The sequence below is a fragment of the Mucilaginibacter sp. genome (assembly GCF_035492695.1).
Lineage (GTDB): Bacteria > Bacteroidota > Bacteroidia > Sphingobacteriales > Sphingobacteriaceae > Mucilaginibacter.
In genome coordinates, this window is the sequence record NZ_DATJJC010000032.1 from 238332 (window position 1) to 254197 (window position 15866).

The following is a 15866-nucleotide window of genomic DNA, read 5'->3' on the forward strand; positions in this document are numbered from 1 at the left end:
CCGGCTAATATTTTTCGTGCCGGTTTGACGACATATTATTCCTAATCTCCATTACCTATAAAACAGCCTTACAGTAGCTTACAAAATAAAAATTTGGTAGATTGCAGGTACTTACAACCACTATGCAATCTGACTTATACCAGCTACTGTTAAAGAATAGTGATGTGGCTTATCGGGAGATCTATAAGGCGCATTATTCGGTTATTAAACAATATGTATTGAAAAACAGCGGCTCGGAAGATGATGCGAAGGACCTGTTCCAGGAAGGTGTGATAGCCTTGTGGGACAACATCCACTCCGGCAAATACAACCATACCAATGAAACCATGCTGCACGGTTATTTCAGATCGATATGCAAATTCAAATGGATGGAGATATTGCGGGCCAAGGGCAAATTCATCGAAATAGCAGATGATGGAGAAATGGATGTTATAATGGACGGGACAGTGCTGAACGACATGATCAGGCGCGAGGAGATAGATGAGTTTATGGGCATGTTCTCGGCGCTGGCCGATAAGTGCAGGCAGATATTGTCGCTGTTTTATTACGACAAGAAGAATATGAAGGAGATAAGCGTGATAACAGGGTACGAAATAAGCTCGATGCGGAACGAGAAATACAAATGCATTGAAAAGTTGCGCACGCTTTACCTGAAAAGAACCGGCGGGAGGAAATAAAATGAGCAAGTATAATACAGAAGACATAGTAAGATTTATAAACGGCGGGATGGACGAGGCTGAAGCAGCCGCTTTCGGGCTTGAAACGAATAAGGATAAAGCACTCGCCGAAGAAGTGGCCGCGCAGCGCGAACTTTCGAGAGTGGTGCAGATAGCAACGATTAAACAACAACTGGATGCCATACACCAGGAATACGAAGCCGTTGAAAAAAAAGCGGTAGCTATTCCCGGCAGGAATAACGTGCGTAAACTTTTTGGCTGGATAGCCGCTGCCGCCGTGGTAGCGGGTATTATCATAGGTGTGTTCCTGTTCAGATCGGGCGGCTCGTTCGTCAACGATAAAATATTCGCCGCTAATTTCAAGGACGATGCCGGCGCCCCTTCGCTTATGGATAATTCGGCAACGCCTTTTGACGATGCTATGGTTTACTATAAATCGGGCGATTATAAAACCGCCGAAGGTAAATTCAGCAAATTGCTGTTTGATAAGCCGCAAAATGATACTTTGAAATACTATGATGCGCTTTGCCAGGTAAGGCTTAAAAATGAGGACAGCGCCCTGCAATTATTATCGGCAATAAGCCAACCGGCAGGAAGTGAACTTGGGATAAAGGCTAAATGGTACTCGGCGCTGATACTGATACATCAAAACAAACCTGCCGACGCGAAAAAACTGCTGACGGAATTGAAAAGTTCCGGTTCAGACTACGCCGCCAAAGCAGGTGAAATACTGGCACAGTTAAAATAGTTTCAGGCAGCAAGGCTGCGGCGGCGCCATTTGATAAAACCAACAGCGCTAATAGCGGCAGCAACACTGATCAGCAAAAGCCAGCCGCCGTATTTTGCTAAACTGCTGTTTTCTTCGAGCTGTATCTTCTCATTCTGTCCAAGCAATACCAACCCGCTCCAGTAGAACGGGTTCACCAGGCCGCCGTCGGCAGAACTCAAAAAATCCTTTTTGGCGTGGTATAGCGCATCGGATGTACTTTCTCCAAGGGCAACGTGCTTATAGAAATTTGCCGTAATGTCCGAAGCGGCTTTTTCATCGATGGGCCAAAGGCTCATGATGGCGCTTTTGCAGCCGGCATATTCAAAGCTGTACGAAAGCGACATCATGCCCTCCCCTTCCTTGTAAAGGCCGCCGCCCGTTTCGCACGCGGTGAGTACCACCAGGTCGGCGTTGATCTTTTGGTTATATATTTCGGAGGAATACAAATAACCATCGTTAGCATCTTTATCGGTCGTCAGTTCTTTTGCAAACACCAGGCACGACCGCATGGGGTCGATATCGTTCAAAATAGCGTGCGAACCAACCTGCACAATGTTGTTACCGGGCGCCCCCGATTTAAAATCAGATTCAGTTGCGTGGCGGCCCATCTCCTCCCTCACCTTCCATTTGCCGGCCAGTTGGCTGCCCAGTTGCAGCATGAACGGCTGGTACAGGTAAGAGAGGTATTCGTTGTCCGGCAGTTGGCGATGACTGGTTACGTAGCGCTTGTAATCATCCTTTAAGCCATCGTCAAAACCCGGCGCCGAAAAATAAACCTGCTTTTTTTCTGCCGTGCTATCCGCCTTATTAAATGGGTTTAACAGCGAAAATGCCGATACCGCATAACTGAAATTATATTTATTGAATAGGAAATCGCGCGCGTCGAAATTGTTGCCTGCAGGTTTGGGCCTGGTTGGCAGGGCCTCGAAGCTTAAGGTCGACAGCGGCCCGTCGGCACTGATGATGATCTTTGAGCCGGGCTTTACATATTGCTCCAGCGGCTGCACCAGGTTGCTGTAAACCGCATAGGCTTCCTGATAATATTTTTTTGCGTCGCCGGTTTTTAGCAATTCGCGCAGGTTGCCTATCTGCGCCACTACAGAATCTTTATGCTCCAGGCCAATTACCGAGCTTTTGCTTTTGGTGGTCACCAAAATATAAATGCGCTCCTTGCTGAACAGGTATTCGGCAAAGGCGGTGGAATCGTTAGGCAACCATTGTTGTATTTCCTTTTCGTTTAGCTGGTAAGGCAGATATTTGAGGCGATAATAATTGCTGTACCTGGCGGCGAGCCTGTCCAAAAATTGCTGGTAGGCTTTATTGACGCTTTCTTTTTTTGACTTCGGCACATCCCTGCCTGCGGCAGCGGTAACGGCACTGCGGACAGCAGCTTCTTCCTTTATAACCACATCGGGCACACCCGAAAAATGAATGGCTTTTGAGTTGAGTATGCTGCTGCGCAGGAAGGCCCCCCGTTTATTCTCGGCGTAGTTGAGCACACTGTTACGATACCTGTCCTCGCCGGTGAGCTGGTACAGGCGGTAGGCAATATCGGCGCAAATTTTATAGTAATCATACATCCGCTGGTAGGCCGTTGAAACATTCTCGGGCGAATCGAAATGCCGGGTATAGCTTTGCATGTACTTGTCGGTGGCGTCGGCAACGCGATAAGCTTCTTTTAGGTATTTGATCTTATCAGACTTTTCCCTGGAATTTATAGCCCTGTTGGTATACATCACCACCCTGCTGGTAAGGTAATCGGGGATATAAGTATCAAAAGGTATCCCGGAGGTGCGGTTAATTGCTGCCGTATCCTTTGCGACATCGGGGATGAATAAACCGAGCGCACGATCATTATATTCGACCGCCTTATCAAACTGGTGCATTTGGGCATATGAGTCGGCTTCAGCATCATAGGCCCACGCCATGTAGCTGTGCGCCGGACCATAATTTTTCAGGTAGATGCGTTCTACCTCTTTCTGATAAGGTAAGGCAAGGGCGCCTTTATCCATGTTATTATAGGTGCGGGCAATATCGTCAAGGCAAAAGGCTATCTGCAGGTGATCTTTCGGGTAAATGGCTTGTCTTATTTTAAGCACTTTCCGGCTATAATACAGCATCGAATCGAACTTACCTTCGTCCGAGTACAGGTTGCCCAACAGGGAATAACTGCGGCTAAGTTCGGCGCTGCTGTCTCCGAACATCGCCTTATTCAACGCGATGCTTTTGCGAGCGTAAAACTTGGCCTTACTGTAATCATGCGTATTAGTAAATATACGGGTATAAGTGATATTGACCAGGTTGGCACCGCTGCTTGTCACCGGGAAGGAAGCTTCGCGAACAAAGGCCATGCTATCCGCGTACAGCAGCGCATTCTTATGGTCCTGTTTGTTGGTATAGGCCTGCTGAACATCGTAATACGCATTGAACAGGGTCGTAGCGTTGCCGCATTGACGCGCATATTCCAATTCTACGCGGGCATTCTTTAGCGGCTCATCATAATCCATATTATTGAGTCCAGAGCGGGCGAAAGCCTGGTAAAGCAAGGCTCGCAGGTAATTGTTGCCGGGGAAGTTTTGCTCCACCACACTTTTAAGTTTTGCCGACAAACTGAACGCACTATCCGGACTGCCGTTATCATTAAAAAACTGGATGCGATTTGCCAGGGCAAGCGCATAGTAATAACCCTTTTTAAGATCTTTAAGGCCCGGGTAGCCCATAGCCAGCCGACTTAAACTATCCACCTTCTCTACCTGGTGTATTTGCTTATACAAACCGATACGCAGCAAAAGAAGCTTTACTTTGTAAGCAGCATCCGGTACCAGTTTCTCCGCTTCGACGAACGCCAGCTTAGCCGAGTCGGGTTTGAGGCGGGCCGTATATAACTGCCCCTGCAGCATATATGCCCCGGTTGCAAGCGAATCGTCGCTAAGGTGGCGATCAATTTGTTTTGCGCTATCAATATATTGGGAAGCGAGCGGATAATTGCCTTGTGCCAGCTTTGCGTCCGCCATCCTGAGCAGGCTTTGCGCCTCCTGCTTCAATGCTTTTTGCTGACGGTAATTATTTGCCGCTGACGAAGCCAGTTCAAATACGCGGACTGTGTTTCCGCGGTTATAGAACTCGTCATCAATACCGGCTATAGTTGCCGGCTTACCATTATTTTTTTGAGCCGGTTGATGGCACGCCGCCGCAAAACATAGTAATATCACTATGCCCAACAGGTAATTGCGCGTGCTTAGGTTGTTCATTTGATGCTGAAAGGTTCGCTCCTTTAAATTTATGAAAAATTACCAAGCCTTACCCGACGCCTTTTTAAAATAATTCTCCTTTCCTGACGACATCTGCTATGCAACTGCTATTAGCTGGTATAAGGGCCAAATAAGGTTTGTTTAGTTAGTTGGTTGACGCCGGCGGCTTCCCCAAGGCTGCCGGCTTCTTTATTCTACAACCTTTTAAAAAGATTTTTACCGATACTATCCATCACCGACGCACGGTAGCTTTTACTGATAGGAAGTGTATTGTTCGTCAATATAACCTCGTTGTTATCAATTGCCTGTATTGCATTTATAGCCACAATAAATGATTTATGGATCTTGAGGAAATGGCCCGGCGGCAACTGGCTTGCCATGTCCTTAAAACTCATGTACACAATATGTTTTTTACTTTTTGTATGCAGGATAACGTAATTGGACAAAGCCTCGGCATACAAAATATCTACGATCAATATTTTTTCGAGTTTTTGGTTCGATTTGATAAAAAAATAGGAATCGGTGGTAAGCAGGTCGTGTTTTACTTTAAAATTCAGCTGGGCCTGCGCCTTTAATACCGCCTTAAAAAAGCGCTCGAAACTGATGGGCTTTAATAAATAATCCAGTACGTTCAGTTCATACCCCTCAATGGCATACTCAGGAAAAGCCGTGGTGAAGACAACCAGCGGAGGGGTTGGTAAATTCTTCAGAAAATCGATCCCGGTTATTTTGGGCATTTGGATATCGAGAAATACAAGGTCGACCGTGTTGTTTTGAAGCGCCGTACTTGCTTCTATCGCATTTTTACATACAGCCACCGCGTGCAAAAACTCTACCTGTTCGATATATTCGAGCATGCCGTTACGGGCTATAGGTTCATCGTCTACAACCAGACAATTAATCATCGTACTGTAGTTTAAGAATAGTTTGGTAGGTATCAGTATTCTTGCTGATATTCAATTCATGCCTTCCCGGGTAAAGCAGTTCGAGCCTGCGCTGCAGGTTTTGAATGCCGAGGCCGCCCGTTTGCAACAAGTGTTTTTGCCCGTCAGACTGGTCATAGGTATTTACCGCCTCTACAAAAAAGGTTTTCTCATCCTGGCTTTTAACCGTAAGGTGTATTTTATTCCTGGCGGCTTCTTTAAAATTTGAGACGTGCTTAAACGCATTTTCCACGATGGGCAATATCAGTAGCGGGGCTACCAGGAAGTCGCCCATTTCATCATCGATCATTAAGCTGACGTCCGATTCCTTCTCCATTCGCAGGGTTTGGATGGCCACATAATTTTGTATGTAAAGCAGCTCCTTTTGTATCTGTATCTTGTCGGTTGTACATTCATAAAGCTGGTAGCGCAGCATCTCCGAAAACTTCTCGACCGACAGGCGCGCGTCGGCGTTTGTTTTTTCTATCTGGAAATAGATGGTGTTCATCACGTTGAAAAGGAAGTGTGGATTGATCTGCGAACGGAGGAATGAAAGTTCGGTTTGGATCTTCTCCTTTTCCACTTCGACGAGTCTTTTTTCCATACGGAACCGGTCGGACAATATTTTTAACCCGCTGGCGCCAAACGCGGCAAGTATGCTGTTCCAGACAAACAGGTCGACCGACGGGCCCATTATCTTCCAATCGGGAATGATCTTCCCGGTATGCGTCGTCAGGTGGTCTACTATCCTTGTAAAAAACAAGGTGGTTAGCCCCATGCCAATAACCAAAACGATAAATGAAATGATGAACGCGGCGAATTTCCTGCGGTAAAGCAAACGGGGGACCAGCACATAGGCCGAAAAGTAGAACGGGATAGTTTGAAATGCGCTCACCACTACAACATTAGCCACCTGGGAAAAAATACTGGCGGCGGGGTTATAATAGGCAAGAAACGAGAATGCCATTACGAGGGTCCACATCAGCACGTGCAGCAATTTGTGTTTCCTGAACCATCCCGTTGCTTTAGGGGCCATCTAAACTAAGTGTTGATTGTAAAGGCAATTTACAATCATTCCGCGAGGTAGCAATTTCATTACGTCAAGTATTTAAATCCTATGGTCAAGTATTTAGGTCAGGTTATATAAAGTCGAAAACAGCAGATGATAATTCGCATATTTTAGATAGCAAATAACTGATCATCAACGAGTTTTTAAAAAATAGCACTCCATTATCGATTTGACAAAACATGAAAAGCAATACCCCCCCTGCCGCCATACCCCCTAACAATCACTACTGATAATAAAACAGCCAAGAAAAGTATCAAATACCACCTTAAAAACACCAGATCATGAAAAAATTACTATTACTCACAGCATTCGCCGGCATTACATTTTTTGTTAATGCGCAATCAACTACATACCACGCGTTTAAAGTTGATATTGGCCTCGGTTACGCCATTCCTTCGGCCGGCAACGGCGGGGGCACAAAGGCAGGTGTCACATTTGCCGTCGAGCCGCACTACCGTTTATCGGACGACCTGGCAGTAGGCTTCCGGTTTGAAGGCGCCGGCCTTGGTTACCAGGACGTAACTGCGGGAAGTACCAAAACGCATGTCTCGCTTTTAACGTCCTATTGCCCGTCTATCGAATATTATTTCGCCAAAACAGGGTTCAGGCCATTTGGCGGCGCCGGTGCCGGCATTTTTTCGCAACAGGCCGTTAGCGGTTCCAATGGCAATGTAGTACTCGCCGCCAGTGCTTCCAGCTTTGGCTTCTTTCCGCGGGTTGGGTTCGAGGCGGGGCATTTCAGGATGGCGGCCGCTTATAACGTTGTTGGTCATAATGCAAGTTATGCCGCCTTTAGCATTGACGTCTTCTTCGGGGGTGGCAAAAAGTAGCTTAGCCCGTCCCCTGTTTATTTGCCCCGACATCTATAGAGAATAATATAACCGAAACCCTGGATCTCCTGTGACGGTTAGTTTGATGGTTGACTGAGATCCCTGCTGCGGTAGCCAGAGGCCGGCTGCCGCGCGGGGATTCTTTTTTACGGGGAGCAAACCATACCAAAATCAAAAGTAACTTTTTGACGACATTTTTTATCCGCAAGCTATTAGGAATCAAATTGCTGCAGGCTGCGAAAGATATCTCTATGTAAATGGCCTGTTTTGGGAAAGACTATCTCCCTGCCGTTTGGCAGGGAGCCATAGTCGGACATGGCGCAGCAGATAATCTGATCAAATAGAAACATGGTGAAATGCTGTGCAATAGTTATGTTTAAATAGCTGAACGCAACTGGTGATGAACGCATCTGGTGGCCGTAGATAATACAAAGGCGTAAGCCTGGTAATTTGATAATGGGGCATTGGTATATTATGGTGCAGTAAGATTGATTTATATTTGCGGACATGAAAATATCCGCCAGTATAAAAAGCGCCCTCAACAAGCACGACGTAAGTGTGCAAACCAACGATTCGGCAAAAGAAATAAATATCGCGGTAAGATCATCGGGCTTTGGTTCGTCAATTAATGGCGGAGAGTTGTTAATGCTTTCTCTGGCGACATGTTTTTGCAATGATATTTATCGTGAAGCTGCCAAAAGAAATATTGAAGTTACCGGCGTGGAAGTTGAATTTATGAGCGAATTTGGCGCCGAGGGCGAACCGGGTTCTGATTTTCACTACAGGGCAACAGTCCTGTCGGACGCTCCGGATGAAGAAGTGCAAGCATTGATAGCCCACACCGACCAGGTGGCGGAGATACATAATACGCTAAGAAAAGGGCTTACGGTGAAATTGGTGAAGTAACTTAACGGCAGCATGGTTTTGTTACCCTATTGATAACAAGTCCGTCAAAATCCGCATTTCAAACGATTTGATATTTCCCGAAAAGAAAAATCAATATTTCTTATTAGGAAATATTGCTATCTTTATTCCATCCTTTATAAACCATCTTCCAATATTAAAACTATGGAAAATCAAAAAACGAAACTTGACCTGTCTGCCAGGCGACTTAGCAGGGATGAAATGAAAAACATTAAAGGCGGCACTTGCAACCCTGGCCCGTATTACAATAAGCCCTGCTACGATATTTCGGAATGCGGCGGCTCGGAATGCGCAACTACGCTTTATTGCTATCACGCAAACGGCAACCAGTATACTTTGGGGGTTTGTTTGTTCAGGTAAATTTCGCCTCCCTCCAATGCCCTCTCCTTCGGAGAGGGCATTGTTGACTTGAGATTACTTTGATGTGGTCACCGTAGTTGGTGATACCACCGCCGGGCCGGCAAAATGATAACTTCCGGAACCTACCTTTATCAATAGGTAACCGTTTTCAGCAGCGCCGATACTAATATCTTTATCAGCGGAAAGCGTATTACCGTTTTCGGTAATATCATCAGCTGATGAAGCCGGCAGGTAAATATCGGCTTTGGTATTTGCGGGGATATCGATATTGTAGAAGGTATTCCCATCCTTAATTTCCCAGCCCGAGGCAGCTTTACCGTAATAGGTCTCCAAACTTGCCGTTGCATTGGTAAAACCGCCGCCGGGATGTGGCTTTATACGAATGTGTTTGTAACCGGGCGCATCGTCGTAAGTATCTAAACCGGCCATTACGCGGTACATCCAATCGCCGATGGCGCCATAGGAATAATGGTTAAACGAGTTCATGCTGGCAGCCTCGAAGCTTTTATCGGGTTTAATGCCGTCCCAACGCTCCCATATAGTTGTGGCGCCCATTTTAACGGGGTAAAGCCAGGATGGGTAAGTATCCTGCAACAACAGGCGGTAAGCCATATCGTTATGCCCGAAACGGGTAAGTACATGGCACAGGTAAGGCGTACCTAAAAAGCCTGTGGTGAGGTGGTTGCCGTAGGCGTGGATATTTTCTACCAGGCGCTGTGCGGCCTGGGTGCGCAACGACTCGGGCAGCATATCGAAATTGAGCGCCAGCGTGTAGGCTGTTTGCGTGCCCGAAACCAGGCGCCCGTTGGGCGTTACATATTCTTTAAAGAAAGCATCTTTGATATGTTTTAAAAGGGTAGTATACGCTGCTACGTCGTCCTGCTTACCCAAAACATTGGCGGCATTGATGAGCAACTGAGTGGAATACGCGTAGAAACACTGCGCTATAAAATACTTATCGGTAATGGCCGACGTGCCGTCGGTGTCATCATCGCGGCTGTAGAACAGCCAGTCGCCAAAGTGGAAGCCGCTTTGCCAAAGGTCGTTTTTGCTTTGGTGCTGCATATAATCCACCCAGGCCTTCATACTGGGGTACTGTGTTTGCAGGATACGTTTATCGCCGTACGCCAGGTACATGTTCCAGGGCACTACAGTAGAAACATCGGCCCAGCCGGTACTGCCCTGGGTAAAGCCAAGGCAGTTAGGCACCACGAACGGCACCACCCCTGCTGCCGACTGATCAGCAGCGACATCGCGCAGCCATTTGGCGAAGAAGTCGTTCACGCCCATGTTAAACGTAGCGGTACGCGAGAATACCTGCGCATCTCCCGTCCAGCCGAGGCGCTCGTCGCGCTGCGGGCAATCGGTAGGCACATCGAGGAAATTACCTTTCTGACCCCACTGGATGTTGTGTTGCAATTGATTGATGAGTGCATTGTTAGTAACGAAAGTGCCGGTCGGTTTCATATCGGAGTACATCGCGACAGCAGTAACATCTTCGGGTAATATCTCATCGCCGGGATAACCCTCGATACGAATGAACTGGAAGCCGTGAAAAGTAAAGTGCGGCTCGAAGGTTTCCTCGCCATTGCCTTTCAATATATAAGTATCCTCGGCCTTTGCCGCGCGAAGGTTTTCGGTATAAAAGTTACCCATCTTATCAAGCACCTCGGCATGCCAAACCTTGATGGTGTCGCCGGGTTTGCCTTTCACTTTCAGCATTACCCAGCCCACCAGGTTCTGTCCAAAATCAATCACACGCTCGCCTTTGGGTGTTTTGAAAATGCGCACAGGCTTAAAGGTTTCGTGCTTTTTCACCATCTCGTTATAAGTTGCCAGCAGGATATTTTTCGGGTAATCTTCCACTTTTACACCGCTCCATTGCGCATCATTGAAACCGGGCCGGGTCCAGCCGTCCTGTGTTTTGTTATGATCGATCGTTTCGCCGTTGTATATTTCGCTGTAGCGTATCTCGCCGGTGGATGATTTCCAGCTTTCGTCGGAAGTGATGACACCTGTCGTTCCGTCCTCGTAGGTGATGTTGATCTGCGCCAGCAGGGCAATATCCTTGCCGTATACGTTTCTTTTATCGCTGTAGCCAATAATGCCGCGATACCAGCCGTTGCCGAGCATTACACCAATGGCGTTGTTGCCTTCCTTCAGCATATTAGTTACGTCGTAAGTTTGGTACTGCAGGCGGTTTTTATAGCTTGTCCAGCCCGGTGTCAGGTAAGCGTCGCCCACGCGCTGCCCGTTTATCTGCGCCTCGTACATGCCGTGCGCGGTAATGTATGCTGTTGCCGACCTGATCTTTTTATGAACATCAAACTGCTTGCGCATAAAAGGACTCGGGCGGTTAACGGTATCTTCGGCATATCCGGGAGTTATCCATTTGGCCTGCCAGTAGTTACCGTTCAGCAGGGCCATTTGCCACCATGCGGTTTCGCTCCAGCCCGAGGCTTTGCCGTAATTATCCCAAACCCGTACGCGCCAGTAGTATCGCTTGCCCGATTGCAGAGGTTTGCCTTTATAGCTTACAAACACCGAAGAATCGGAACTGATCTTACCCGAATCCCAAACATGGCCACGGAAATTTGCGTTGTCGCTTACGTCTATGCGGTAGGCTGCCTGCATTTCATTACGTTTGTCGGCATTGAGCTGCCAGGTAAAACGGGGCACCGTTACATCCATACCCAGGGGGTTGGTGCGGTTCTCGCAAAGCAGGTTATCAACTTTTACCTGCGCGCAGCAAACGGCGGCGGCAAATTGCAGGCCGATCAGGATAGCGGGGAATTTCATCAATTTCATTTATTTACAGGTTATCGTGCTTGTTGCCTGTGAGGACACAGGCAACGGAGGTGCATGAGAACCAAATCTAAATAAATAGGAACATAATAGCTATGGTGTAACGGGGATTTTATTTTGGCGATTGCCTGTGGAGACACAGGCCATTGGAGTGGGGTTAGTTTTTCTTTATTCAAACAAAAAATGCAGGCCGCCCGACCTGCATTTCATTTATATAAAATGGTTGAAATTATTCTGACTTGATACTATTTACAGGGTTAGCTATTGCGGCTTTAACAGACTGGAAGCTGACGGTTAATATGGCTATCAGGATGGCGGTTGCGCCGGCTACAGCAAAGGTTACCCAGCCTATACTGATACGGTAAGTAAAGTCCTGCAGCCACTTGCTTGCTGCCCACCAGGCTACCGGAATTGCGACGATGATGGCGATAACAACCAGGGCCACAAACTCGCGCGTTAGCATTTGAGTGATACTTGCCACGCTGGCGCCAAGCACTTTACGTATGCCGATTTCTTTTGCCCTATTTTCAGCCATATATGATGCCAGTCCGAACAGGCCAAGGCACGAAATAAATATGGTGAGACAGGCGAAAATACCTGCCAGCTTGCCGGTTTGCTGCTGATCGTTAAATTTCTTACGGTACTGGGTATCAACAAAATTATAGGTGAAAGGATAAGCGGGATTATATTTCTTAAATATCTTTTCGGCTGTCTGCAGATTTTTGGCCATATCATTTTGTGCACTGAAGCGGATGACCGTATTATATATCCATCCCCTGGTAGCAAAAACGATCATCGGCCCGGTGTTTACGTACGGCGACTGGATGATGAAATCCTTGAACACACCCACTATTTTGATCGGGAAAGTTCCGCTCTTGATGAAATTTCCTACCGGATCCTTTATCCCCAATTGCTTAACGGCTGTTTCGTTTAGCATACATGCGACACTGTCGGACGGATAAGCGGTGAAATCAATATCGCGGCCAGCGATCAGTTTCAAACCCATCGTCTTGATAAAATCGCCGGAGGTACCGAACCGGGAAAACGAGATGTTCTGCTGATCCTTATTGATGCCATCCAGGGAAAAGCCACCGCTGGTTGAGCCGTCAAGGGTTACATCCAAACTCGTTTGACACATGGCCGTGGCAGCGCCGGAATTGATCAGATCGTCTTTTATAAGCTGGTAGTTTTTGCGGATATCCCCCTCAACCGGAACTTCAACCAGGCGATTGACATTGTAGCCTGTGTCCCTGCTTTGGGCAAATTTGATCTGGCGATAAACGACAACCGTGGATATGATCAGCACAATGGCTACAGAAAATTGCAGTACTACCAATACCTTGCGCGGACTTATAGCCGAACGAACCGCGCTGAATTTACCCTTCAGCACTTTTACCGGTCGGAAGGCCGACAGGAAAAACGCCGGGTAGCTTCCGGCTATGACGCCAGTGAAAAGGATAAAGCCTAAAAATGCCAGCCAGAATATAGGATCAGCATAATTGATAAAGAGCTGTTTCGAAGTAAGCTGGTTAAAAGCGGGCAAACACAGCTGCGCCAGCGCCAGCGCAAAAAGCCCGGCTATTAATGTTATTGCTAATGATTCGGTTAAAAACTGGCTGATGAGACTAAAACGGGCCGCACCCATCACCTTGCGCACACCTACCTCCTTAGCACGTTTCTGGCTTTGGGCTGTGCTCAGGTTCATGAAATTGATGCAGGCGATCAGCAAAATGATACCGGCGATGCCCAGCAGCAAGCGTACAATCTCGATACGGCCACCCGCCACTTTCCCGTTATCAAAACGGCTATACAGGTGCATTTTGCTGAATGGGTAAAGAAAAACTTCCTGGTCCTTTTGTCCATTTTTTTTGGCCAGGTTTTTAACTTTTTGATTTAGCTGGTCGCCATTTACGCCAGGCTGTAATTGCACATACGTATAATAGCTATTATTGCCCCACGAGCCATCGGTATAATTCCTTTCGTTAGCCGCCAGCGATACGAGGTATTCAAAATCAAACTCGGTGTTGTTGGGCAGATCCTTTAAAACGCCTGTCACCTTAAAAGTTTGTGAGTTGGCTATTTTAACCAGCTGGTTCATCGGGTCGGCATCTTTAAATATCTTTTTCGCCAGCGATTGCGTTATCACCATACTGTTCACATCGTCCAGGGCATGTGACGTGCTTCCCTCGACCAAAGGAAAGCTGAACATGGTAAGAAATGCCTTGTCGACATCGTTGCCTTTGGCTTTCAGCGATACGTCTTTGTAATTGAACAACCTGTCCATGCTCCAGTATACCCGTGCAGAACTTTTAACTTCGGGGAAGCCATCCTTTAGCGCTGTACCCATTGGCGACGGAGTAATATCAGACATGCCGATATAGTCCTTGCCCAAATAGCGGTTCCAAACTTTGTAAAGGCTCGTGTTGTTAGCATGGAACGAATCGTAGCTATACTCATTTTGCACCCAAAGCAATATCAATATCGCCCCTGCCATACCTACGGCAAGCCCGGTAACATTGATGAATGAAAAGGTCTTTTTTGTCTGCAGATTGCGAAAAGCAACTTTTAGGTAATTTTTGAGCATGATCTAAAGTTTACGAGTGATTTCGTATAAAAAATATGCCATTTATGCAAAAATTTGATTACCAATAATTTACATATAAAAGCTTTTTATAAATGTGCGAAAATGAACGGTTTGCGTACGGAAGCGGGACACTGGGGAGTGCCGCTTCATTAGTTGACTTGCTTCGTTCGTCGATCGTCTCCACCGCGCGCAGTTAAACGGGTTTTATTTCATAAACCTATCCTCGTTTTCGGGGATCCATAACGAGTTAATTCTTTAGCTTTCTTTGCCTGTTTTGCAGCATCCTTAAAGCTTTATCTACCTGTCCTCCAATTGCCTTGCCTACCCAACCCAATCACAACCGCCTTGTTTATACCCTTTTGACAGGTCTTCGAAAAACTCCTTCGCACCCGCATTCCGTTTCGCCAGTTCCTCCAGTTCGGCGGGTACGCCTTCAATGCGTTCGCCCTTATTTAGCATGTGTTTTTAAATTATTTAACAGTAAAACCGTTTTGCCTTAACTATCGGTGCCGGCCTCACGTAAAAGTTAATATTAACCACCTATTTTCTAATCAATTTCTAACGCGGATTTTAACTTGAATTTATAATTAACAGGTAAACTTGTGTATAAAAATAATACCCCTTGTTTTAACATGACGAAAGCTATTTTCAGCGCACAGGCCCCTAAAACGCTGATCCTTGTTCTGCTGGTATTAATGCAGTATTACTGCAAGGCACAATCTACCCCGCTACCCAACGGCTTTGCCCACAACGATTACCGCCATAAGCGCCCGCTGTTTGATGCGCTCGAGAACGGCTTTACCAATATCGAAGCCGATATTTTCCTGCGCGATACCACGCTGGTGGTGGCCCATGCCTTGCCCCAGTTCAAAAGCAAGGGACGCAACCTGGAAAGGCTTTACCTTAAACCCCTGCACGACCGTGTGCTGGCCAATAACGGCCGCGTATACGCCGGATATGTTCGCCCTGTCATCCTGATGATCGATATCAAAACAGGCAGCGACGATACCTACCGCGCCCTGGCCCGCATACTTGATAAATACCGCGACATGCTTACCAGCTACAATAACGGCGATGTGCATTACGGCGCCATCACCGTGGTACTTTCGGGCCATAAGCCTTATAAAATGCTGGAAGGGCAAACCAGCCGTGTTGCCTTTATCGATGAGGACCTGCGCAAAGTGGCCCGCGACTCGTCGGCGGTAAACAACGATGTGTTTACCATGGCCAGCTGCAAATATTCGCGCATGCTTAGCTGGGACGGTAAGGGCCCCATGCCTTTGCTGCAGCGCGAACGGCTGCTAAGGTTTGTAGGTATGGCACACCGGCTGGGTACCAAAGTGCGCCTGTGGGCCTCGCCCGACCGCCAGGTTGTATGGGACGAACTGCTTAAATGTGGTGTCGACCTGATCAATACCGACCACCTGGTTACCCTCAAAAATTACCTCGCCAAAAGCCAGGTTACCCTGGCCAAAGCTGACCTTTAGGCGGTTGCAAAAAATATTTCTTTTTTTATAAAAAAGTGAAACTTTTATTTTCTATAATTGTCTATTAATCACTACATCTACGAAAATCAATTAAATTAAATTAGGGGAATAGCCGGTCGCGAGCCGGCTATTTTTTTTATGCCTATTTACTGCTTCATCTACCGTTAAAACACGGTAGCAATTACCG

The 15866-nt window shown here is 47.0% G+C and carries 12 protein-coding genes; 6 read left to right on the forward strand and 6 right to left on the reverse strand.

What is annotated here, in order from left to right; genetic code table 11:
• Positions 1–122 precede the first annotated feature (122 nt).
• Together VL525_RS20030 and VL525_RS20035 are read left to right on the forward strand one after the other, a co-directional pair.
• Positions 123–677: a sigma-70 family RNA polymerase sigma factor gene (locus VL525_RS20030; protein ID WP_325388996.1), complete on the forward strand. Its 555-nt coding sequence runs from the start codon at positions 123–125 to the stop codon at positions 675–677.
• A gap of 1 nt (position 678) precedes the next feature.
• Positions 679–1425 (forward strand): hypothetical protein, encoded by a 747-nt coding sequence (locus VL525_RS20035; protein ID WP_325388998.1) that lies wholly within the window; start codon positions 679–681, stop codon positions 1423–1425.
• 2 nt (positions 1426–1427) lie between these two features.
• Here VL525_RS20035 and VL525_RS20040 read toward each other — a convergent pair whose 3' ends face one another.
• The 3 genes from VL525_RS20040 to VL525_RS20050 all read right to left on the reverse strand — a co-directional run bounded on the left by VL525_RS20040 (position 1428) and on the right by VL525_RS20050 (position 6656).
• On the reverse strand, positions 1428–4697 hold the full coding sequence (locus tag VL525_RS20040) for a CHAT domain-containing tetratricopeptide repeat protein (RefSeq protein WP_325389000.1): 3270 nt from the start codon (positions 4695–4697) through the stop codon (positions 1428–1430).
• 194 nt (positions 4698–4891) lie between these two features.
• Complete coding sequence (locus VL525_RS20045; protein ID WP_325389002.1) at positions 4892–5602, reverse strand: LytTR family DNA-binding domain-containing protein; 711 nt, start codon at positions 5600–5602, stop codon at positions 4892–4894.
• Entirely contained in the window at positions 5595–6656 is a 1062-nt protein-coding gene (locus VL525_RS20050) for a sensor histidine kinase (RefSeq protein WP_325389004.1), read from the reverse strand. The genes VL525_RS20045 and VL525_RS20050 overlap by 8 nt, the downstream gene beginning before the upstream one ends.
• Before the next feature lie 314 nt (positions 6657–6970).
• Between VL525_RS20050 and VL525_RS20055 the strand changes: the two genes are divergently transcribed.
• From VL525_RS20055 to VL525_RS20065, 3 genes are all read left to right on the forward strand, one after another.
• Positions 6971–7519, forward strand: a complete 549-nt coding sequence (locus tag VL525_RS20055) for a hypothetical protein (RefSeq protein WP_325389006.1) — start codon at positions 6971–6973, stop codon at positions 7517–7519.
• 507 nt (positions 7520–8026) lie between these two features.
• Positions 8027–8425 carry an OsmC family protein gene (locus VL525_RS20060; protein ID WP_325389008.1) on the forward strand — a complete coding sequence of 133 codons (399 nt, stop codon included), beginning with the start codon at positions 8027–8029 and terminating at the stop codon, positions 8423–8425.
• Between the two features lie 162 nt (positions 8426–8587).
• Positions 8588–8803: a hypothetical protein gene (locus tag VL525_RS20065; RefSeq protein ID WP_325389010.1), complete on the forward strand. Its 216-nt coding sequence runs from the start codon at positions 8588–8590 to the stop codon at positions 8801–8803.
• A gap of 54 nt (positions 8804–8857) precedes the next feature.
• Here the strand turns inward: VL525_RS20065 and VL525_RS20070 are convergent, their stop codons facing one another.
• From VL525_RS20070 to VL525_RS20080, 3 genes are all read right to left on the reverse strand, one after another.
• On the reverse strand, positions 8858–11611 hold the full coding sequence (locus VL525_RS20070) for a family 78 glycoside hydrolase catalytic domain (RefSeq protein ID WP_325389012.1): 2754 nt from the start codon (positions 11609–11611) through the stop codon (positions 8858–8860).
• Positions 11612–11837: 226 nt separating this feature from the next.
• Positions 11838–14192, reverse strand: coding sequence for an ABC transporter permease (locus VL525_RS20075; protein ID WP_325389014.1), 2355 nt, complete (start codon positions 14190–14192; stop codon positions 11838–11840).
• Positions 14193–14513: 321 nt separating this feature from the next.
• The gene (locus tag VL525_RS20080) at positions 14514–14651 is read right to left on the reverse strand and encodes a YdeI/OmpD-associated family protein (protein WP_325389016.1); all 138 of its coding nucleotides are present in this window, start codon (positions 14649–14651) and stop codon (positions 14514–14516) included.
• Positions 14652–14824: 173 nt separating this feature from the next.
• Between VL525_RS20080 and VL525_RS20085 the strand changes: the two genes are divergently transcribed.
• Entirely contained in the window at positions 14825–15679 is an 855-nt protein-coding gene (locus tag VL525_RS20085; RefSeq protein ID WP_325389019.1) for a phosphatidylinositol-specific phospholipase C/glycerophosphodiester phosphodiesterase family protein, read from the forward strand.
• The last annotated feature ends 187 nt before the right edge of the window (positions 15680–15866 follow it).

What these genes read in the sequence shown, in the direction of transcription:
- VL525_RS20065 (WP_325389010.1), top strand. Translation starts at nt 8,588, where the DNA reads ATGGAAAATCAAAAAACGAAACTTGACCTGTCTGCCAGGCGACTTAGC.
- VL525_RS20035 (WP_325388998.1), top strand. Translation starts at nt 679, where the DNA reads ATGAGCAAGTATAATACAGAAGACATAGTAAGATTTATAAACGGCGGG.
- VL525_RS20075 (WP_325389014.1), bottom strand. Translation starts at nt 14,192, where the DNA reads ATGCTCAAAAATTACCTAAAAGTTGCTTTTCGCAATCTGCAGACAAAA.
- VL525_RS20045 (WP_325389002.1), bottom strand. Translation starts at nt 5,602, where the DNA reads ATGATTAATTGTCTGGTTGTAGACGATGAACCTATAGCCCGTAACGGC.
- VL525_RS20080 (WP_325389016.1), bottom strand. Translation starts at nt 14,651, where the DNA reads ATGCTAAATAAGGGCGAACGCATTGAAGGCGTACCCGCCGAACTGGAG.
- VL525_RS20050 (WP_325389004.1), bottom strand. Translation starts at nt 6,656, where the DNA reads ATGGCCCCTAAAGCAACGGGATGGTTCAGGAAACACAAATTGCTGCAC.
- VL525_RS20055 (WP_325389006.1), top strand. Translation starts at nt 6,971, where the DNA reads ATGAAAAAATTACTATTACTCACAGCATTCGCCGGCATTACATTTTTT.
- VL525_RS20085 (WP_325389019.1), top strand. Translation starts at nt 14,825, where the DNA reads ATGACGAAAGCTATTTTCAGCGCACAGGCCCCTAAAACGCTGATCCTT.
- VL525_RS20030 (WP_325388996.1), top strand. Translation starts at nt 123, where the DNA reads ATGCAATCTGACTTATACCAGCTACTGTTAAAGAATAGTGATGTGGCT.
- VL525_RS20060 (WP_325389008.1), top strand. Translation starts at nt 8,027, where the DNA reads ATGAAAATATCCGCCAGTATAAAAAGCGCCCTCAACAAGCACGACGTA.
- VL525_RS20040 (WP_325389000.1), bottom strand. Translation starts at nt 4,697, where the DNA reads ATGAACAACCTAAGCACGCGCAATTACCTGTTGGGCATAGTGATATTA.
- VL525_RS20070 (WP_325389012.1), bottom strand. Translation starts at nt 11,611, where the DNA reads ATGAAATTGATGAAATTCCCCGCTATCCTGATCGGCCTGCAATTTGCC.